Genomic DNA, 21,473 nt, shown 5'->3' with positions numbered 1-21,473 from the left:
TTATGCGTTCTCCTGTTCGAATTTTTTCATGAAGTCGATCAAGTATTCAACACCTTCGACTGGCATGGCGTTGTAGATGCTTGCCCGCATACCGCCTACGGTACGATGACCCTTGATGTTGGCGATACCGGCTTTTTTCGCTTCGGCAACGAATTTTGCATCCAGATCTTTATCTCCGGTGACAAACGGCACGTTCATGTAAGAACGGTCTTCTTTGGCGACATTGTTCGTATATAATTTGGAACTGTCGATGTAGTCATACAGCATTTTTGCTTTCTTGTGGTTGATGGCTTCCATGTTTTCCAAGCCGCCGATTTCTTCTTCCAGCCATTGGCAGACCAGACCGACCATATAGATCGCATACGTCGGCGGGGTATTGAACATCGAACCTTTGTCGGCATGCACTTTATAGCTCAGCATGCTCGGCAGTTTATCCTGATCGGCAATGTCCAGCAGGCTCTTTTTTAGGATGACGATGGTCACTCCGGCCGGTCCCATGTTTTTCTGTGCACCGGCAAAGATCAGATCGTAATCCGATACATTGATGCGCTCACTGCAGATGCAGCTGGATAAATCGGCGACCATCAGCTTGCCTTCATGCGGCGGCAGCTGTTTGTATTTGGTACCATAGATGGTATTGTTTTCGCAGATGTAGACATAATCGCTGTCTGCGCTTAAATCTTCTTGTTTAATTTTCGGAATATATGTAAAGTTGGCATCTTCGCTGGAGGCAACAACGTTGACTTCACCGAGCTTTTTATGTTCTTTAATGGCTTTTTTGGTCCATTGTCCGGTGTTGATGATGTCAGCTTTGTGCTGCATCAAGTTCAGCGGGACCATAATAAACTGCAGCGATCCGCCGCCTTGTAAAAACAGGACCTCGTAGTCTTCCGGGATGTTCATCAATCTTTTCAGACGATCTCTTGCTGAATCGATGATTTCCTGAAATTCTGCAGAGCGATGGCTCATCTCCATAACGCTCATACCGCATCCGTGATAGTTGGTCATTTCAGCGGCAGCCTTTTTTAAAACCCATTCCGGCATGCAGGCCGGTCCGGCTGCGAAGTTGTAAACACGTTCCATATTTTTTAGCACCTTTCTTTCCTCGTAACAAATTCAATTATACTTGAGTTGCAGGGAAATGCAAGTAATTTGTTCATAATTTGTAAGCAAATGTTTTTGTATGAAAAACATAATCGAGATTTTATCCGTATGTGTATGGTTTGTGGTATGATAATGTCATATGAAGGGATTAATGAGAAAGTGGGCAATCTGTTTTTTGTGCATGTGCGTCTTTGCGAAACTGATGTCTATGGTCCAGACACAGCAGTCTTCGGCTTATCGTGCACAGCAGACAGAGGAATCAAATCAATCCGATACTGCCTCATTTACATTTATGGGGGTCGGAGACAATCTGATTCATGGTGCAATTTACTATTGGCAGCAGCAGGCGGGCGATGGTTACAATTTCGACAGCATGTATAAGCCGATCAGTAAATACACGAACAAAGATATCAACTATATCAATTATGAGACCATCTGTGCCGGAGAGGAACTAGGATTGGAGGGTTATCCGCTGTTCAACGGACCGGTTGAAATCAATGATGCCGTCTACAAGGCCGGATTCAACTGGATGTCGCTTTGCAGCAATCATACATACGATATGGGACTCGAAGGCGTGGTCAAAGAACTGAATTATATGCACAAGAACTGTCCGGACATGACCGTGACCGGTGCCTATACAAGCAAGAAAGCGGCCCAGACCCCGACGGTCATCAAAGTCAACGGACTGCGGATCGGACTGGCCAGCTATACGTATGGTTTGAATGGTTTTAAACTGGATGACGATCACAAATGGCTGATCAATCAGATCAGTGAATCAAAGATCAAGAGCGATATAAAAAAGCTGAATAAAGTCAGTGATGTCCAGATGGTGACGATGCACTGGGGCACGGAATATCAAACAACACCGAATGCGATGCAGAAAAAATACGCCAAACTGCTGAATAAACTGGGTGTGGAAGTGATCATTGGTACGCATCCGCATGTGATCGAGCCAGTGACGTATATCAAAGGCGACAAGCAGGATACCTTGTGCTATTATTCGCTGGGAAATTTTATCAGTGCCCAGGATCATAATGAAAACATGATCGGCGGCATGGCCGGATTCAAACTGATTTATCATTTTGACACCGGCAAAACCGAATTTAAGAACGTGACATTTACCCCGACCATCACATACTATAATTCGAATTTTAAGAATTTTAAAACGTATACCATCCATGAGTGGAATGATGATCTGGCTGCTACGCATTTGTGTACGGTCAGCGAAGGAGAAGATATGACGAAGCAATGGGTGCAGGATTATGTCAAAGGGGTGATGGGCGACCTGAAAGGAATTAAGGTGATCTACAGCTGATGACACAGAAAACGATTGCGGAAAACCGCAAAGCGCGTCATGAATATGAATTGTTTGACCGATATGAAGCCGGTCTGGAACTGAAAGGGACGGAAATCAAAAGTATCCGCCGCGGCAAGGTCCAGCTGAAGGACAGTTACATCCGTTTTGTCAACGGCGAAGCGTACATTATCGGTATGCACATTTCACCGTATGAATTTGGCAATCGGTTCAATCATGACGAGACCCGCGACCGCCGGCTGCTGCTTCATAAAAAGGAAATCCGTAAGCTGGAACAGTCGACCCGTCTGAAAGGATACACGGCCGTTCCGCTGCGCATTTATATCGTCAACGGATTAGCGAAACTGGAGATTGCGCTGGCCCGAGGCAAAAATCTGCATGATAAGCGAGAAGCACAGAAAGAAAAAGATGCCCGCCGCGAGATCCAAAAAGCCTTGAAAAATCGATATTGAACTGGTATGATAAAGTACCCTTGGGGGTGTTCAGGCATTCGATGAGTAAATGTTTGGATTCAGCCACAGCCGCGAAGGATACGCGTAAAAACCAATCAAATTAACTGCTAAAAACAAAATCGCCAACGTATTTGGTGCAAACCAAAGCATGGCATTCGCTGCGTAATCAGAGCCTAAGAACTGGCCTTGCAGCCCTCTCTATCGACGTTCGCTCTCTTTCGTCATAGACTGCGTGAAATAAAGAGGATAGAGGACGCCGTTGATCCGCCGGCGTTTTCGAAATTTCAGGATCGAACCGAAGCTCCTTCCTGTCCGCCGGAAGCCTTCGGGTCTGAAAGACGGAACAAGCTGTAAACGCTGTCTCGTGGAACTTTGCTTAGACGCGAGTTCGATTCTCGCCACCTCCACCAAAGAAAACACAGGCCCTTGAAAAAGGGCTTTTTTATACTTATTAGAAATATTTTTAAGAACTATCATATTGTTTAGCTTGCATGTTGTTACATTTAACCTATTTTTACGGAAGTTTATAGAGAAGTTTTTAATTTAATGCCACGGCTATTTTGCAGCATACGCTAGTAAAATTGATTATTAAATATTCAAGTATTAAAGCGCAAAACAATAAGTCTTGAAATTTAAATTTAATTTCTCAATTCGTTTGTATTTGAACAGAATTTCTTTTAATAGTATTTTAAAATACCATTGTAATCTTATAGTTTATTTTTTGGGGGGTTGTTGAACAACTACAGTGTAAATTAGAGAAATAAAAGAAATAGGGAGCAGTGTTCTTACGAAGACTGCTCCCTCAAAGCTTAAGCTTTTCCTAGCATCGATAGTATATCACTATTTAATAAAATATGTCAATTATATCGACTAGATAGTTGAATGTTGCTCTTAAAGATTTATTAAAATTATAGTCATAATATTTGAATATACGATTTCTAAAGAAATCAAGTTTCTTTTTAATTTTTAAATGTACACCATCACTGGTTATTATATAAGATGAATAATAAAATAAAGTAGCCAACTGTCTAATTTTTTCTTTTGATAGGTGCTTATTATTTCTTTGTTTTTTAAGGCATGATAAACTTCTTTTCATTTTGTAATTTGCTCTATATTTTGCATTTTTTATTGTGATATCATTTATTATACAATTATTGTGAGCAGCTGCATTTCTAAGTTCTTTAACATCTTTCAATGGAAAATAATCATCTTGCATGCTTTTATTATTCCAGCGAATAGCACAAAAATTATAGAATCTTAAATAATCACCAAAAGATATTATTTCTATAAAGGACCAGGCAGGATAATTTCCAGAATAGTGCTGAATAATATCACCAACATAGGTGCTAGTAATTTTATTATTCAAACGCTTTTCTAAATTGTTTTTTTCATCCCCTAAACTATTCAAAAAATCTTTTACTATGGTATAGCCATCTTCATCGCTTCTATTTTCCAATTCGTGTAAAAGTTTTAGTTTGGAATAATGCTCTATATCCAGCGCTATTTCAAGAATAATATTTCTTAGATAATTATCAATGATAGCGAGATCCACCAAATAAGCAAAATCTAAATTAATATATTTTCCTTTATTTTTACCACTAGGATATTTTCTGAAATTTTTTCTAAACGAGGTTAGTTTGTAATAATAGTTATTGCTAGTTAAATATTTCTTTGCATCTGAATCTGAATAATAATTAAATTTAACTCCTTTTTCTTTTAATCTATCAACTTGCTCAGATACAGATAACTTTGGTTTTATATTTTCCATCTAACATCCTCTCTAATAATTCTTGTATTGTTGAGTTAAAAATTTCCTTGCTAGGGTTAGTTTTTTCTTATAAACAGGTAATTATAATGTTTTTTCAATTTTCTTTAATAACCATTTTCTATATGAGTAATATCATGATAATTATAATATATATTGAAAGATTTCAACTATTAATAAATTGCAGAGAAAACTAAATTCTTGACTACTAAAAATGTTTTCAATTATATGGTCAATAAAGAACATTATATATTTATAAATTGTTTCTTATAAGAAAGCAAATTTTATAAAATATGAAATTTTACTTTCAATATATTACCATGAAAAACCATGAAAAATTAATATAGAGGCATCAAATTGTGTAAAGTAAAGCTTCAATTAATAACCAGTGGTTCTATTTAAGCTCACCAAAAAAGAAAAGTATATGACAAAGAAAAGGCAATCTGTTTTATAAAACAGATTGTCAATAAAATTAGTTCTTTTTCCAAAGATTGCCTTTTTTTGATGTAGGGGGTAGACGGTCACCTGGATCTAAAGTCGCATGATGCCCACCACGAACTTTACCACCTTTTGGACCAACTTCTTCGTAGCTTCCTTTTGGTTGATTATCTGTTCCTGGTTTGATTAATTTTTTAGACATTATAAATCACATCCTTTCTTTAATTTTAATTATATCAATAAATGAATATAATATATAATACATTAATAACTCTAATTTTAACAGTAATGTACACTTTAAAATGTAATGAGAATATGGAAAATAAAATTTGAAAACAGCAAGAAAATGTAGTTGGATATTTAGTTCAGCAATAAATTTGGATAAAAATACAATGTGGTATTAATCAGAAAAGTGTATAAAATTATAGTTACGTGCTATTCAATACGATTAATAAATGTTTATTAGTATTTACGAACAGAAATGAATTATTTTATAAAGAATTTTGAACTAATAAAAAAATTTTTTATTAATCAAATAGAATGAATGAACAATTCTTTCCATTTCTAAAATGTAGAATACCACTTTCTGTAACGACTTTTTTATTTATAAAAAGATTGTGAAGTACAAATCTTTCACTATAATAAATAATATGAAATGTAATGAATATTCATTTCGTTGATCATTTTTGGTCATACATCAAAAACAGATGAAAGGATGAGATGAAATGAAAACTGCTGTACGATATTATTCACGTTCCGGCAACACGAAAGCGCTGGCAGAAGCAATTGCCCGCGCTGCTGGGACAAAAGCTGTTTCGGTGGACGCAGAGGATGCTGCCCTCACTGAGCCGGTCGATGTGCTCTTTATCGGCGGAGCCTTATATGCCTACGGATTGGATAAACATTTAAAAACCTATCTGCAGTCATTGGATGCCGGCAAGGTGTCCAAGGCCGTGGTCTTTTCTACCGCATGGCTTTCAAAACATGCACTGGATCTGATCCGCAAAGAACTTGAAGCCAAAGGGATTCCTGTCGCTTCGGAAACATTTTTTGCGAAAAACATGCCGGATCCGGATGTCCTAGAACAGGCTGAAACGTTTGCACGAAAACAATTATAAGGATGAAGACTATGAAAAAATCAACTTTGATCATCGGGGCCGCAGCTCTCACGGCTGCCGGCTGTTATCTTTATTCCCGGACCCGAAAGCAGCCCGATCACCGCAGAAAGACGGTTCTGATCACCGGCGCTTCCAGCGGATTGGGAACCGAATTTGCGCGGATCTTTGCGCAGCATGGCTTTGATATCGTTTTGACGGCCCGCAATCAAGATAAGCTCGATGCCTTGGCTTATGAACTGGAACAAGGATCCGGCATACAAACCTGGGTCATCCCTGCGGACTTGTCCGACGCGTACGGGGCAGAACAGCTGTATGATGCTGTCAAGGAAAAAGGTCTGGTCATCGATCAGCTCGTCAACAATGCGGGGGCCGGTCTGCACGGTACGACGACCGATACCGATCCAGCTGCAATGGACCGGCTGCTGGAACTGAATGTCGGCAGCGTGACCCGCTTATGCCGCTTGTTCGGACAGGATATGGTCAAGCGCGGCAGCGGCCGTATTTTGAACGTTTCTTCCATCGGTGCTTTCGGACCGGATCCGCAGTTCAATGTCTACGGCCCGTCCAAAGCGTTTGAACTGCGCCTGAGCGAGACCATGTACGGGGAACTGTTCGGAACGGGTGTTTCGGTTTCCGCCCTGTGTCCGGGACCGACCAAGACCCAATGGGCGAGAAGGGCCGGCAAGGCGGACAGTCACTTTGCGGCGGATCCGTACGATGTCGCACTGGCCGGATTTGAAGGCATGCAGAAAGGACAGCTGGTCATCGTGCCGTCCGGGACGCTGAAAGCCGGTATGGTTTTCTTCCGCTGTCTGCCGGTCAAGCTTCGGGCGGTGCTGAGTTCTGTCTGGCAGAAATCATTGATCCACAAACAAACGAAGTTAGAGAAGTCTCATTAACTGAAAATGGGGCTTTTTTATTGCGTAAGGATACCTGTTTGGGTACAATCAAGGCAACGATTATTTTTGGAAAGGAACTTTTTATGCGACAGTTGTTTCGATATTACCGGCCGAAGGAATATTTCTGGCTGCTGGCAGCCTTGGTTTTTGTGTTCTTTCAGGTCTATTTTAATTTAAAGTTACCTGATTATATGTCGGAAATCACGCAGTTGGTGGAAACGGAAGGCAGCCGGATGGCCGATATTCGTGCCAATGGCTGGGAGATGATCAAATGTGCATTTGCAGCCTTGATGATGGCAGTCATTTCCAGCTACATCGTGACCAAGCTCTCGGCAACGTTGACGTACCGGGTCCGCAGACAGTTGTATGAACACATCACAAAATTCGGCATGGCTGAAATGAATCACTTTTCGGAAAGCAGCCTGCTGACGCGTTCGACCAATGACATTACACAGATCCAGCTGTTTTTGTCCATGGGCATGCAGCTGATGATGCTTGCGCCGGTGACCGCGATCTGGGCGGTCACGAAAATCTGGAATAAAAGCTGGGAATGGTCCGCATTGACCGGATTGGCAGTCGTGATCTTACTGGCGGTCATCATCATCCTGATGAAATTTGTTGTGCCTAAATTCAAGATCATCCAGAAACTGACCGATGCGCTGAATCAAAATACCCGCGAAAACCTGATCGGCCTGCGTGTGATCCGGGCCTTCAATGCCGAAGCGTATCAGGAAAAGAAGTTTGAACATTCAAACGAAGATGTGACCAATGTGCAGATGTTTACCCAGAAAGCGCTGGCCACGCTGCAGCCCATCATGTATCTGGTCATGTATTTTCTGACCTTAGGAATTTATTTGATCGGTGCAAACTTGATCCAGTCGGCCATGATGGCGGATAAGCTGTCTTTATTCGGCGATATGGTCGTGTTCTCGAGTTATGCGCTGCAGATCATTTTCGCATTTTTGATGCTTGCGGCGGTTTTCATGATGATGCCGCGTGCGCAGGTATCCGCTGCCCGGATCAAGGAAGTGATCGATATGCCGCTTAGCATCCAGGAAGACGACTTTGACGGGGAAACCGATGAAAAGGGGACCGTAGAATTCAAAAATGTCACCTTCCGTTATCCAGGCGCGGAGGAACCAATTCTGAAAAATATTAGTTTTAAGATCAAAAAAGGCCAGACATTTGCGTTTGTCGGCTCCACTGGTTCTGGCAAAAGCACGCTGATCCAGCTGATCCCGCGTTTTTACGATGTTACGGAAGGCCAGGTCCTGGTTGACGGCGTTGATGTCCGCTCGTATCGGCAGAATGCGCTCTATGATAAGATCGGCTATGTATTCCAGAAATCGATGCTGTTTAACGGCACCATCCGGGAGAACATTGCGATCGGTGAAAAACCTTGTTCCGACGAACAAATACAAAGAGCGCTCAAGATCGCCCAAGCCGATGATTTTGTCGCCCGTAAATCCGGTCTGGACACGCCGGTCGCACAACGCGGCGCAAATTTCTCCGGCGGCCAGAAACAGCGTCTGGCCATTGCACGGGCGGTCGCAAAAGATCCAGAGATCTATGTTTTCGATGATTCCTTTTCTGCTTTGGATTATCAGACAGATGCTGCTCTGCGCAGAGCACTGAAAGAAAACTGCAGTTCGGCAACGGTATTGATCGTAGCACAGCGCATCGGTACGGTCCTGAATGCCGATCAGATCGTTGTTTTGGAACAAGGAGAATGTGTCGGTATCGGCACGCACAAAGAATTAATGGAAACGTGCGATGTCTATCGGGAAATCGCTCTGTCCCAATTGTCAAAGGAGGAATTGGAACATGCCAGCCATGCATAGAAGACCAAATACCGATGCGAGATCCTCCGATTTTAAGGGATCGATCGGCCGTTTATTCAAAGAATTGAATACCTACTATATTTTATTGGCAGCAGCAATTTGTTTTGCGATTGCCAGCTCGGTGCTGTCGATCTCAGCCCCAAGCCGACTGTCCGATCTGACGGATGAAATCTCTGACGGCTTGGTCGTTGATGCTGACGGCTTAAAGGAAATTTCCACGAAAATTCAGAAAAACATGAGTCAGGAGCGCTTACAGACGGTGATGACATCGGATGCGCTGACCATACAGGAAAAACAGGAAGTCATGGCGGCTTTTTCGGACACATCCGATCGATCGGCAATGATCGAGCAGCTGGACACCTTGTCCGATCATGAAAAAGAAACGCTGCTGCCGACGATCACTGTACAAAATCAGAAGATCTCGACGGCAGATCAGATCAAATTCTTGAAAATCAGCACGACCATCGGCAAGGACCCATCGGCCAAACAGCTGTATAAGAAGATCGACCAGATGCCGTCTTCCGTCCAGACAGTGGTCCGTCCGCATATGGACATGGATGCCATCAAACACATGGCCCAGATCCTGGCCGTTATCTATCTGGCCAGTGCGGTGCTGATGTATCTGCAGGGACGGATCATGGCCGTGGTATCGAACCGTTTTTCCCGTTCGCTGCGCAGCCGCATCGACCGCAAGATCAATTGTCTGCCGCTGGCTTATTTCGACCGCAGCCAGACTGGCGATATCCTGTCGTTGGTCACAAATGATGTCGATACCATTGCCCAGACATTGAATCAGTCGTTAGGCATGCTGGTCAGCTCGGTCACCTTGTTAGTCGGTTCGCTGATCATGATGTATGTGACCAATGTCACCATGGCCAATACGGCGGTGCTGTCCAGTCTGCTCGGCTTTGTGCTGATCATTGTGATCATGAATCGGTCACAGAAATATTTCCGCCGCCGTCAAAGTGCCTTAGGTAAATTAAACGGTCATGTGGAAGAAGTCTATGCCGGCATCCCGGTCCTGAAGTCTTATCATGCCATGGGTCATGCTGATCAGCGCTTTGATATGTACAATCGCGATGTCTATACCGCCAATCGCTACAGCCAATTCTTTTCTGGTTTGATGCCGAATATCATGACCTTTGTCGGCAACTTCAGTTATGCCGCAGTCTGCATTGTCGGTGCTATGCTGACGATGGACGATGTGATCACGTTCGGCGTCATCATTTCCTTTATCATGTATGTCCGGCTGTTTACCAATCCGTTGAGCCAGCTGGCACAGGCGTTTACCTCCCTGCAGTCTTCAGCTGCCGCGGCAGAGCGTGTCTTCAAATTGTTGGATGAGCCGGAGATGGCCGCGGAAACAGCGACAATAACGCTGCCGAAAGAAGAGGTGAAAGGCGTTGTGGATTTCGATCATGTCCGCTTTGGTTACGATCCGGAGAAAATCGTCATTCATGATTTCAATGCCCATGTGGAACCGGGGCAGAAAATTGCCATCGTCGGACCGACCGGTGCCGGTAAAACGGCCATGGTCAATTTGTTGATGAAGTTCTATCCGCTGCAGGACGGTGATATCCGCATCGATGGTCATTCGACGAAAGATCTGACCCGGGAGAACGTGCATGAACTGTTTACCATGGTCCTGCAGGATACCTGGCTGCTGCGCGGAACGGTCCGTGAAAACATTGCTTTCAATCATGAAAATGTCAGCGATGAAAAAATTTGGCAGATCTGTGATACGATCGGACTGAGCCACTTCATTCACTCGCTGCCCAATGGGCTGGATACAGAGCTGAGCGATGAAAATTCTGTCTCAGTCGGGCAGAAACAGCTGCTGACCATTGCCCGCGGTATGATGGAAGAAACGCCGTTTTTGATTCTGGATGAAGCAACGTCCAATGTGGATACGCGGACCGAAGAACTGGTACAGAAAGCGATGGACCGCCTGGCTGCAGATAAGACCTCGTTTATCATTGCACACCGGCTGTCAACGATTCGGAACGCGGATTTGATCTTGGTCATGAATCACGGCGATATCATTGAGCAGGGAAATCATGAAGAACTGATGAAACAGAACGGTTTTTATGCCGATTTGTACAATTCGCAGTTTTCTATGTAAAGCGGAAGTTAAATTTTCCGCTTTTTTTTATAAGATGATAAAGCTTGTATAAAGTTGAAAGAGGTTACAGGATATTTCGTATTGAAAATTCAAAAATCAATGGCATAATATTTTGCGGGGATGAGTACCCAAACGAAATTTGAGCTTTTTTGGTAAAAAGGAAGGAAAAAAGATGAGAAGAACGAAAATTATTTGTACACTGGGTCCTGCCAGTGATTCGGAAGAGAAAATTCGCGATTTGATGGATGCCGGCATGAATGTTGCTCGTTTCAATTTTTCGCACGGTTCTCATGAAGAACACAAAGCACGGTTTGAGCGTGTTATCCGCATCCGCCGTGAATTAGGAAAGCCAGTGGCAACGCTGCTGGATACAAAAGGACCAGAGATCCGATTGAAAGATTTTGAAAACGGCAGTGTCGATCTAAAGGAAGGCCAGCCGTTCACATTGACAACGGACGATGTATTAGGGAACGAAGAACGCGTCTCTGTAACATATGATGGTATTGCCAATGATGTCAGCGAAGGCGGTACGATTCTGATTGACGATGGCTTGGTTGCTCTAAGTGTAGAAAAAATCGAAGGATCGAACATTCATTGTAAAGTGATGAATGGAGGTACCATTTCGAATAAAAAAGGCGTCAACATTCCGAACGTTGATGTGTCGATGCCGTTTATCAGCCAGAAAGACCACGATGATATCGTGTTTGGCTGTGAAATGGGATTTGAATTATTAGCCGCTTCTTTTACCCGGACCGCACAGGATATCAAGGATATCCGCAAGATCATCAAAGAAAACGACGGCAACATGAAGATCATTGCGAAGATCGAAAGCATGCAGGGCGTCAAGAATATTGATGAGATCCTGGAAGAAGCTGACGGGGTCATGGTCGCCCGCGGTGATTTAGGTGTTGAAGTTCCGCTGGAAGATGTTCCGATCATTCAAAAGTGCATCATCCGTAAAGCCAATGAAATGGGCAAGATCGTTGTCACAGCGACCCAAATGCTTGATTCTATGATCCACAACCCACGCCCGACCCGTGCTGAGGCAACCGATGTGGCCAACGCCATTTACCAGGGAACGACAGCGATCATGCTTTCCGGGGAGACAGCCGCCGGTAAATATCCGGTACAGGCCTGCCACACGATGGCGAGAATTGCCGAACGCATCGAATACGATATCAATTATACAAAGCAGATGCGTGACCGTTTCACCCGCCAGACCAGCACGACCCGTGCCATTTCCCATGCGGTCTGCGATATTGCGGATGATATCGATGCGAAAGTCATCATCGGTGTTTCTATGTCCGGTATGACAGGAGAACGGATTTCCAGTTATCATCCGAACAAACCGATCGTTGCCTGCACGGTACGTGAATCGGTCGCAGCGCAGATGAACGTGTTGTTCGGTGTGTATCCGTTGGTGATCCCGCAGGAAGAAAAAGCCGAACTGCTGTTTACAGCTGCCGTATCTGCGGCGAAGAAAGCAGGCTTTGTGGAATCTGGCGACAAAGTTGTGTTGGCAGCTGGTGTTCCGTTAGGCGTCAGCGGAAATACAAATATGATTCGAGTCATCGAAGTAGAATAGATGAAAAAACCGACAGATTTACTGTCGGTTTTCTTTTTATTCTATAGATGGTTGGCAGGAATGCTGATTCAGTTTGCGTTGTGCCTGAGGCACAAGAAAACCGGGAAAATATTTCCCGGTTTTTTCTTATTCGTCCTGGAACAATGCGGTCGAATAATAGCGGTCGCCGCTGTCCGGCAGCAGAATGACAATGTTCTTACCGGCATTTTCCGGTTTTGCCGCTTCCTGCAGACCTGCCGCTAAGGCAGCACCAGAAGAAATACCTACTGAAATGCCTTCATTCTTAGCAATTTCTTTGGCATACTTGAAGGCATCCTCATTACTGATGGCTGCCACTTCATCGTATACATTCGTATCCAGTGTATCCGGCACAAATCCGGCACCGATTCCTTGGATCTTATGCGATCCGCCGTGTCCTTCGGATAATACTGGAGAAGTCGCCGGCTCAACCGCAACCACTTTGGTGCCATTCTTTTCTTTCAGATATTTACCGACTCCGGTAACCGTACCGCCGGTTCCGACACCAGCGATGAACACATCGACATTGCCGTCCAGATCTTCATAGATTTCCGGACCTGTTGTTTCATAATGGATCTTTGGGTTGGCCGGGTTGGTAAACTGGCTTGGGATGAAGGCATTACCTTTTTCTTTTGCGAGTTCTTCGGCTTTGGCAATGGCTCCTTTCATGCCCTTAGAGCCGTCGCTGAGCACGATCTCAGCACCATAGGCCTTGATGATGGCACGGCGCTCAACACTCATCGTTTCCGGCATTACGATAATTAAATGATAGCCCTTAGCGGCGGCAATCGATGCCAAACCAATGCCTGTGTTGCCGCTGGTCGGTTCGATCAGGACTGTATCCTGATTGATCTTGCCGGATTTTTCCGCATCTTCGATCATGGACAGGGCAATGCGGTCTTTGACACTGCCGGATGGGTTGAAATATTCGACTTTAGCGAACAGTTTCGCGTTTAATTCATGTTTCTTTTCAATATGAGTCAGCTCCAATAATGGAGTATGACCGATCAATTGACTTGCACTTGTATAATATGCCATATTTACTTCCTCCTGTTCCCCTGCGGGTTAACTATATAATACCCATTAATCCTAGTAAGTCAATAGGAAAATAGAATTTTTTTCTTTTTTTGCATGATCGGATATTTTATTTGCATGCCGATTCTACTTATGATAAAATAAACAAGCGCTTAGGGGTATAGTTCAATGGTAGAACAACGGTCTCCAAAACCGTTGATGTGGGTTCAACTCCTGCTACCCCTGCCAGGAAAAAAAGTCCGAAATAAGCGAGAAAGCTTGTTTCGGTTTTTTTATATGCAAATTATGGTTAAACACAAAAAGAAAGTTGTATTGCAATGATCAAATAGATCTATTAAGTAAAAAATAGATTCTATTTATATTATGCATTTCTATTATTATTTTCATTTATTTGGTATAGAATGGTTTAGGATGCTGCATTATTTAAAGAAGAATCATTGCTTTTAAATCAATCAATGAAGAGTAGTGTTGAACGTATTTTGTTAATATACAAATGTTTTTAAACACCACAATACTTTTTTGATCATTTTGCAGTTTTTGATTCCAACAAAGAAAAGTTGATGTGAGGTTTTTATGTATACATTTGATAATGTGAAAGAGAATAAATCGAAAATAAATGAACAGTTCAGAAATTGTAAATCTGAGATAAAAAGAACGGAAAATTTGAAAAACAAAAGAGAAGATTATGTTTTTGGCGTAAAGAGTTGTTTCAATACCTACATAAAAAAACAAATTCACAATTATCTTCCTCATCAAAACATTGAAAGAGATGTTTCAATAAAACCAAAACTGTCTTTTAATGAATCAAATTATGACATGAATACTTTAAAAGCGGTGTATCGGTTGAAATTGTATGATTCCTTATATCCAACGATCAACTCCTTATACGATGAGCAGAAGAATCTTGAAGAAAATTTAAAGTCTGTTCAACCAATTTTTTCGGCGTTTTGGTTTCTAACAAGAAAGAAAAAGAAAAATGAAGCAATCAACAGTGCAAACGCGATAGAAGATTATTTATCAAAATCTCACGATACGGTTATTTCTGAGATAGAAGAAAAGCTAAAAAAAATTGACAAAGAAAATGTAGTTCATGATTTTTCTTTAAATAAAAATAGTTATCTAGAAACATTAAACAAGTTAAAAAGGGCAGAATTATATATTGATAATGACCCTGAAAAGCCAGATTTCTCTTCCATACAAAAGATCTTTGATAAAATATCGAAAGCGAATGAGTTTGTTGAAAAGGAAGTGTCGCTGGCTGATCAGTATAAAAAGAATGTTAAAAAGAAAGCGGATATTCTTTTTATCAACGAAGTGAATGAATGCTTAAAAGATATTGATGTAGAGGAGATAAAAAAGTACGTCAAACGAATCAGTTTCAGCGCTTTGAAAACAGAAGGGATCAATTCAGTGTTTGATGTATTAAAGGATTCAATTTGGGAATTAAGCAGTATTCGGGGAATAAGTGAAAACGGAGCACGAGCAATCAAAAAAGCGGCTAAAAAAATTGAAGAAGAAACGCAACAAGTAACGAAGATCAAAATAAACCAAGATAAACAATCGCCGGAAATGATGAATCTTTTAAGCGCATTATATAGTTATGATACGAACCTGAAATTCATTCAAAATGTAAACCGTTGGAATCAAACCTATAAACATAAAATAAAGAAAAGTTATGAATATTTAAAAACGCGGCAAACATCCTTAGATTGGATACAGAGCGATGTTCAGACCAAACGGCGCATAGTAGATGCCGGCAATACTCTTTTAAATGACGAGACACAAGCTTATCTAAATGAAATTTCGGATCCAGAATTGGTAAAACAGGTAGAAGGAGATCCGCTGAGCAATGATGATTTATGGAAATACTTTAATCAAAACTCCGCTCATCTTTATGCAATTTTAGATGAACTGTGTCCTGGACTGTTCGGTAATGATGATTTATTCTATGGATTACCGGAAGAATTAGCTCAGGAAATCCAAAATGAATGCATTTTCCCAGACGGATTACTTGTTACTTTACGTCGATATCAAGAATGGGGAGTGAAATATATCCTTCACCAAAAATCTGTATTATTGGGCGATGAAATGGGGCTTGGAAAAACCATACAGTCCATAGCTACAATGGTGTCTTTGAAGAATGTTGGATGTAATTGGTTTCTTGTGATATGTCCAGCTGCGGTCATTGTCAATTGGTGCCGGGAAATTGAACAACACAGCAAACTGAAAGCGATCAAGATTCATGGTCCTGGGAAAAAAGCTGAACTGGAACACTGGATCAAAACCGGAGGAGTAGGTGTGACCACTTATGAAACAACAAAATTCATTAATTCAAACGAGAATTTCAAGATTGATTTGTTAGTTGTCGATGAGGCGCATTATGTAAAAAATCCCAATGCGAAAAGAACAAAAAATGTCATTGCACTAGGAAAGAGAACGGAAAGAAAATTGTATTTAACTGGTACTCCGCTAGAAAATAAAGTTGACGAGATGGTTCAATTAGTTGATCAGCTAAATCATCAAGTTGCATTAGAAATAAGCAATTACACTTATCTGTCGCAAGCGGAAGTTTTTCGGCAAAAAGTGGCGCCCGTCTATTATCGTAGAAAACGAGAAGATGTTTTAACAGAATTACCCGACTTGATTGAAAAAGATGCATGGTGCAGTTTAAAGCCTTATGAAAAAGAATTATATGAGGAATCGATTTTATCCTCTGATGAAACTGAAAAAGAAGAAAAGAAAACCAGGAATAACTATCAATATATTCGCAGAGTATCCTGGCAGGTAGATGATTTAAAACAATCATCAAAAGCAGATCGACTTCTAGAAATTATTAAACAGGCAAAAGAGCAGAATCGAAAAGTAATTGTATTTTCCTTTTTCTTAGATACAATTAAAAAAATACAAAATTATTTAGGTTCAATATGTTTACAGCCAATTACTGGAGCAGTAAACCCTCAGATAAGGCAGGATATTGTTGATGAATTTAACCAAGCTCCGGATGGAACTGTTCTATTGGGACAAATAACGGCTGCAGGAACAGGATTAAATATACAAGCTGCAAGTGTTGTTGTGATCACAGAACCACAGTTTAAGCCTTCTGTAGAGAATCAAGCAATTTCCAGGGCATACAGAATGGGACAGACAAGAAATGTATTAGTATACAGATTGCTATGTGAACATACGGTTGACGAAAAAATCAGAGAAAAATTACTTACAAAGCAAAAAGAATTTAATGCGTTTGCGGATGAGTCGGTGGCGGCAAAAGCGAACCTTGAAATCGACGATAAGAATTTCAAAGATATTATTGAGGAAGAGATTAAACGGATCAAAAAGGAGAAATTGCTTGAAAAACAGAAAAGCTTTAATGCATCGTCGGATGAATCTGCGCCAGAAAAAGAAAATTTAGAAATCGACGATAAGAATTTTAAAGGAATTGTAAATAAAGAAATGATACAAGTTCATCAGGAAAGAGGAATTCAGTAGCTTTAATTTTGCATTATTATTAAAATTTTCTTGTCCTAATCAGTCCGATTCTCTGCTATGAGGATCGGACTTTGATTCTATGAAAATTAATAAAAATTTGCTTGCAATTCAAATTCAGTCATGCTATTATGAGTAGGCACTGATGAGTTGCGTTCTGACCTATAGATCTTGGAGAAGTACTCAAGTGGTTGAAGAGGTGCCCCTGCTAAGGGCATAGGTCGGGTAAACTGGCGCGAGAGTTCAAATCTCTCCTTCTCCGCCATTTTTTTAAGCACATGGTCCAGTGGTGTAGTGGTTTAACATGCCTCCCTGTCACGGAGGAGATCGAGGGTTCAAGTCCCTTCTGGACCGCCATGCAGATGTAGTTCAATGGTAGAACACAGCCTTGCCAAGGCTGATACGGGGGTTCAATTCCCCTCATCTGCTCCATTTTTTTTATCCGGCGGTTGTGGTGAAGCTGGTTAACACAACGGATTGTGGCTCCGTCATGCGCCCGTTCGAATCGGGTCAGCCGCCCCATGAATATTTTGCTGGAATTTCCAGTTCAGATACCGATTAATTGATTTAGTCGGTGTTTTTTATTTCCATACAAATACAGAAAAAAGCTCGGTAAATCCGAGTTCATTTTATTATAGGGAAAATGAATAATAAATACAATTAATGCTTAAAAGCATTTACGCGGCTCGATCGGTGAAGAACAGCCAACATCATGTGCTGGAAGGCACTGATGCCGTCATCGTTTTGATATCAGAGCCGGATTTTGGGCAATGAAAATGTGATGAACGAATCTATATTGTAGATGCTGCAGCTAGTGTTTTCTGTATAAAACGAGATGGATAAGGCCATTTAGTAAGTGTTCTAAAATATATTGTGTGAATTCCCGATGAATCTCTTTGTTACATATTTGTACAAAGAGATTTTTTATTTGGAAATTTAACTTATTAAAAAGAACCATATTTTTTAAATAGAAAAAACAAAAGGGCAATTATATTTTTAAGCTAAAAGAAAAACAAAAATAAAACAAAATTATATTTGCAAAATAAAAATATATTTGTATAATTAGTTTATGAAAAAGAAGGGAGTACAAGCAAATGATTGAAAATGAAAAAGAAAAGATTTGCCAAATGATCGATCACACGCTGCTGAAGCCTTATGCAAGCTCTTCGGATTTGAAGCAATTATGCAGCGAAGCGCGTGAATACCATTTTAAAATGGTAGCGATCAACTCATATCCAGTGAAGATGTGTAAAGAATTTTTGAAAGGTTCTGATGTACATGTCGGGGCCGCTATCGGATTTCCGCTGGGACAAACCACAATTGAATGTAAATGCTTTGAAACGAATGAAGCAATTAATCATGGGGCGGATGAAATCGATTATGTCATTAACATCAGCAAGTTAAAGGATGGTGATCTGGACTATATTCGTAAAGAAATGCGTTCAATAAAAAATTTATGTGAACCGAAAGGAATCATCTTAAAAGTCATTTTAGAAACATGTTATTTAACAAAAGAGGAAATTATTTCAGTTTGTGAAATAGCAAAAGAAATTAAACCAAATTTCGTTAAAACTTCGACTGGCTTCGGCGCCGAAGGTGCAACGGCAGAAAATGTAAAATTAATGAAACAAGTCGTTGGTGATTCTGTGGAGGTAAAAGCCGCAGGCGGTATTCGCAGTTTGGATAAGATGAAAGCCATGATCGAAGCGGGCGCGACTCGGATCGGCACAAGTTCAGGCATTAAAATCATTAAAGAATTACAGGAAAGAAACTATGAAAACAATTAATTGTTGCTTAATCGGAACAGGCCGAGCGGGTATGATCCATGCCCGAAACTATAATGGAAGGATAAGAGGGGCAAAATTGCTGGCGATGTGCGATGCAAACCCTGAAGCATTGACGGCAGCCAGCGAAGAAGTGAATGCTGAATATCTATATTCAGATTATAAAGATGCAATAAAAAATGAACAAATTGATGCTGTGATCATTGTTGCGCCGACAAAGTTTCATAAAGAAATAGCGATTGCAGCAGCAAATGCGCATAAACATGTATTTTGTGAAAAACCATTAGCCAAAAATGAAGAAGAGGCTCAGGAAATTATTGATGCATGCGCTAAGAATAATGTTAAATTACAAGTTGGATTTATGCGCCGATTTGATGCAAGTTTTCAAGAAGCAAAATCAATTGTTGATTCTGGAGCCATTGGGGAAGTAACTTTAATAAAATCATTGACCCATGGACCGAGCGAACCAAAAAAATGGATGTTTGATATTCGAAACAGCAGTGGCCCGATCGGTGAGGTGAACAGTCATGATTTTGATTCGTTGCGCTGGATGGCAGGAAGCGAAATAAAATCAATTTATGCGATCGGTAATAATTTCCGATCACCAGAAGTAAAAGAAGAGTATCCGGACTACTATGATACGGTTGCGATGGTCATAGAATTTGAGGATGGAAAACTAGGAATGATCGACGGTGCTCAATATGTGCAATATGGTTATGATGCAAGAATGGAAATTTTAGGAACAAAAGGCAGTATTCTTGTTGGAGATCAAGGAAAATGTTCTGTCACAGTCGCAAATTCTGACCAACAAATCTCAAAGCCTGCCATGCCTTCGTGGCGCTATTTGTTTCATGATGCATACATTCGTGAGGACCAAGCTTTTATAGATTCTATTACGAATGATGAAACACCTTTAGTGACCGGTCATGATGGGTTAATGGCTATAAAAGCGGTTCGATGTGGATTAAAGTCATTGTTAGAAAACAGAGTAGTTAAAGTCGAGTAGTAAAAGAGAAATAGATAATAATAGGTGGATAATATGAATAATCAATCAGGAAATGCTGAAACGTTAAGAGTACGTATCCAAAAAATGGGCGGAGTCTTAAGCAATATGGTCATGCCCATTATTGGTGCTTTTATTGCGTGGGGGTTAATTACTGCACTGTTCCTCAGCACCGGATGGATCCCAAATGAGGAATTTGCTAAATTAATTGATCCGATGAAGATTTACATGCTTCCAATGCTGATTGCCTTCATGGGCGGATATAATCAATATGGAATTCGCGGAGGCGTGATAGGTGCAGTAGGTACGATGGGAGCGATCATTGGTACGGATATTGCGATGTTTATGGGTGCAATGGTTATTGGCCCTACATCAGCCATCCTTTTGAAAAAATTAGATAAAGTATTGGAGGATAAAACGCCTGCTGGTTTGGAAATGCTCGTAAATAATTTTTCAGCCGGTATATTGGGATTGATCTTAGCACTTATTGCATATGTGATTGCCGGCCCATTTTTTGAAGCGATAACGAATATATTAACAGTTGGTGTTGAATGGATCATCGATCACAATTTAATTCCGCTGGCGAATGTATTTATAGAACCTGGCAAAGTGTTATTTCTTAACAATGCAATTAACCATGGCATTCTGTCGCCAATTGGAATGGTTGAGGCATCGAAGACAGGTAAATCGATCCTATTCTTACTGGAACCAAATCCAGGTCCAAGTTTAGGAATGCTGATTGCTTTTGCGATTTTCGGAAAAGGTACTGCCAAAGCATCTGCCCCGAGCGTTGCCATCATTACAAGCATTGGCGGTATTCATGAACCGTACTTCCCATTTGTATTGATGAAACCGTCGATGCTGCTTGCACTGATTGCAGGTGGTGTAACTGGTACATCTCTGTTCTCCTTATTCAACTGCGGTCTGGTCTCTACGGCTTCTCCTGGATCCTTCTTCTCGATCCTTGCGGTTGCGCCGCGGTCTGACTGGATTCCAATTTTAATTGGCATTTTTGCTTCGGCTGGTGTATCGTTTGTTGTTGCTTCAATTATTTTAAAATTATCCAAAGATACAGATGAAGATGAATCGTTTGAAGAAGCAATGAACCAGAAAAATACTATGAAAGAAGCCGGCAGTGTATTACAGCTGGAAGGCGTTGGAAATGGTATCAACAGTGTTAATACGACAGCTGCAGCTGATGCAGCAAGTTATGCAAATTTTGACGGAATTATCTTTGCTTGCGATGCCGGTATGGGTTCCAGTGCAATGGGATCTTCAATTTTAAAGAAAAAACTAAAAGAAGCTGGAATCGATGTGCCGGTCACGCACTCTGCTATAAATAATCTTACCAATGATCCGAAAAAATTGATCGTTACACAAGAATCCTTGTTGGACAGAGCCATGTCCAAAACGCCGGACTGTGTGCATGAAACAGTTGATAATTTCATGAGCAGTCCAACATACGATGAAATTGTAAACAAGTTCAAACAGGCCAAAAAGTCATCATAATA

Annotated in this window: 15 protein-coding genes, 5 tRNA genes and 1 other RNA gene; 17 read left to right on the top strand and 4 right to left on the bottom strand. The window is 41.2% G+C overall.

Annotation, left to right across the window (positions count from 1 at the left end):
• A complete protein-coding gene (gene serC / locus HNQ47_RS09165; protein WP_183329099.1) occupies window positions 1–1,083 on the bottom strand; it encodes a 3-phosphoserine/phosphohydroxythreonine transaminase in 1,083 nt (360 codons plus the stop codon).
• A 172-nt stretch (window positions 1,084–1,255) separates the two neighbouring features.
• Here serC and HNQ47_RS09160 point away from each other — a divergent pair, with 172 nt between their 5' ends.
• The 3 genes from HNQ47_RS09160 to ssrA all read left to right on the top strand — a co-directional run bounded on the left by HNQ47_RS09160 (window position 1,256) and on the right by ssrA (window position 3,281).
• On the top strand, window positions 1,256–2,419 hold the full coding sequence (locus tag HNQ47_RS09160) for a CapA family protein (RefSeq protein ID WP_183329098.1): 1,164 nt from the start codon (window positions 1,256–1,258) through the stop codon (window positions 2,417–2,419).
• Window positions 2,419–2,871, top strand: a complete 453-nt coding sequence (smpB, locus tag HNQ47_RS09155; protein ID WP_183329097.1) for an SsrA-binding protein SmpB — start codon at window positions 2,419–2,421, stop codon at window positions 2,869–2,871. Before HNQ47_RS09160 ends, smpB begins: the two co-directional genes overlap by 1 nt.
• Window positions 2,872–2,893: 22 nt before the next feature.
• Window positions 2,894–3,281, top strand: a transfer-messenger RNA (tmRNA) gene (gene ssrA / locus HNQ47_RS09150).
• 434 nt (window positions 3,282–3,715) lie between these two features.
• Here ssrA and HNQ47_RS09145 read toward each other — a convergent pair.
• Together HNQ47_RS09145 and HNQ47_RS09140 are read right to left on the bottom strand one after the other, a co-directional pair.
• Window positions 3,716–4,639 carry an Abi family protein gene (locus HNQ47_RS09145; RefSeq protein ID WP_183329096.1) on the bottom strand — a complete coding sequence of 308 codons (924 nt, stop codon included), beginning with the start codon at window positions 4,637–4,639 and terminating at the stop codon, window positions 3,716–3,718.
• Between the two features lie 469 nt (window positions 4,640–5,108).
• On the bottom strand, window positions 5,109–5,276 hold the full coding sequence (locus tag HNQ47_RS09140) for a YjzC family protein (protein WP_183329095.1): 168 nt from the start codon (window positions 5,274–5,276) through the stop codon (window positions 5,109–5,111).
• A gap of 523 nt (window positions 5,277–5,799) precedes the next feature.
• Between HNQ47_RS09140 and HNQ47_RS09135 the strand changes: the two genes are divergently transcribed.
• The 5 genes from HNQ47_RS09135 to pyk all read left to right on the top strand — a co-directional run bounded on the left by HNQ47_RS09135 (window position 5,800) and on the right by pyk (window position 12,639).
• Window positions 5,800–6,192, top strand: a complete 393-nt coding sequence (locus tag HNQ47_RS09135; RefSeq protein ID WP_183329094.1) for a flavodoxin family protein — start codon at window positions 5,800–5,802, stop codon at window positions 6,190–6,192.
• A gap of 11 nt (window positions 6,193–6,203) precedes the next feature.
• The gene (locus HNQ47_RS09130) at window positions 6,204–7,091 is read left to right on the top strand and encodes an SDR family NAD(P)-dependent oxidoreductase (RefSeq protein WP_183329093.1); all 888 of its coding nucleotides are present in this window, start codon (window positions 6,204–6,206) and stop codon (window positions 7,089–7,091) included.
• Between the two features lie 83 nt (window positions 7,092–7,174).
• Window positions 7,175–8,932, top strand: coding sequence for an ABC transporter ATP-binding protein (locus HNQ47_RS09125; protein WP_183329092.1), 1,758 nt, complete (start codon window positions 7,175–7,177; stop codon window positions 8,930–8,932).
• Complete coding sequence (locus tag HNQ47_RS09120; RefSeq protein WP_183329091.1) at window positions 8,916–11,054, top strand: ABC transporter ATP-binding protein; 2,139 nt, start codon at window positions 8,916–8,918, stop codon at window positions 11,052–11,054. Before HNQ47_RS09125 ends, HNQ47_RS09120 begins: the two co-directional genes overlap by 17 nt.
• Window positions 11,055–11,226: 172 nt before the next feature.
• Complete coding sequence (pyk, locus tag HNQ47_RS09115) at window positions 11,227–12,639, top strand: pyruvate kinase (RefSeq protein ID WP_183329090.1); 1,413 nt, start codon at window positions 11,227–11,229, stop codon at window positions 12,637–12,639.
• Between the two features lie 126 nt (window positions 12,640–12,765).
• Here pyk and cysK read toward each other — a convergent pair whose 3' ends face one another.
• Entirely contained in the window at window positions 12,766–13,695 is a 930-nt protein-coding gene (gene cysK, locus HNQ47_RS09110; RefSeq protein WP_183329089.1) for a cysteine synthase A, read from the bottom strand.
• A 151-nt stretch (window positions 13,696–13,846) separates the two neighbouring features.
• Between cysK and HNQ47_RS09105 the strand changes: the two genes are divergently transcribed.
• From HNQ47_RS09105 to HNQ47_RS09065, 9 genes are all read left to right on the top strand, one after another.
• Window positions 13,847–13,920 (top strand) — tRNA-Trp (locus tag HNQ47_RS09105).
• A gap of 345 nt (window positions 13,921–14,265) precedes the next feature.
• A complete protein-coding gene (locus HNQ47_RS09100) occupies window positions 14,266–17,178 on the top strand; it encodes a DEAD/DEAH box helicase (protein WP_183329088.1) in 2,913 nt (970 codons plus the stop codon).
• A 170-nt stretch (window positions 17,179–17,348) separates the two neighbouring features.
• Window positions 17,349–17,440 (top strand) — tRNA-Ser (locus HNQ47_RS09095).
• Window positions 17,441–17,455: 15 nt separating this feature from the next.
• Window positions 17,456–17,532 (top strand) — tRNA-Asp (locus tag HNQ47_RS09090).
• Between the two features lies 1 nt (window position 17,533).
• Window positions 17,534–17,607 (top strand) — tRNA-Gly (locus HNQ47_RS09085).
• Window positions 17,608–17,620: 13 nt separating this feature from the next.
• Window positions 17,621–17,697 (top strand) — tRNA-His (locus tag HNQ47_RS09080).
• 572 nt (window positions 17,698–18,269) lie between these two features.
• Complete coding sequence (gene deoC, locus HNQ47_RS09075; RefSeq protein WP_183329087.1) at window positions 18,270–18,962, top strand: deoxyribose-phosphate aldolase; 693 nt, start codon at window positions 18,270–18,272, stop codon at window positions 18,960–18,962.
• Window positions 18,949–19,965, top strand: coding sequence for a Gfo/Idh/MocA family oxidoreductase (locus HNQ47_RS09070; protein WP_183329086.1), 1,017 nt, complete (start codon window positions 18,949–18,951; stop codon window positions 19,963–19,965). Before deoC ends, HNQ47_RS09070 begins: the two co-directional genes overlap by 14 nt.
• A 33-nt stretch (window positions 19,966–19,998) precedes the next feature.
• Window positions 19,999–21,471, top strand: a complete 1,473-nt coding sequence (locus HNQ47_RS09065) for a PTS mannitol transporter subunit IIBC (RefSeq protein ID WP_183329085.1) — start codon at window positions 19,999–20,001, stop codon at window positions 21,469–21,471.
• The last annotated feature ends 2 nt before the right edge of the window (window positions 21,472–21,473 follow it).

The sequence above is a fragment of the Catenisphaera adipataccumulans genome (assembly GCF_014202755.1).
Taxonomy (GTDB): Bacteria; Bacillota_I; Bacilli_A; order Erysipelotrichales; family Erysipelotrichaceae; genus Catenisphaera; species Catenisphaera adipataccumulans.
Note: the sequence above shows the minus strand (reverse complement) of the source record. Positions and strands in the feature narration are given on the sequence as shown.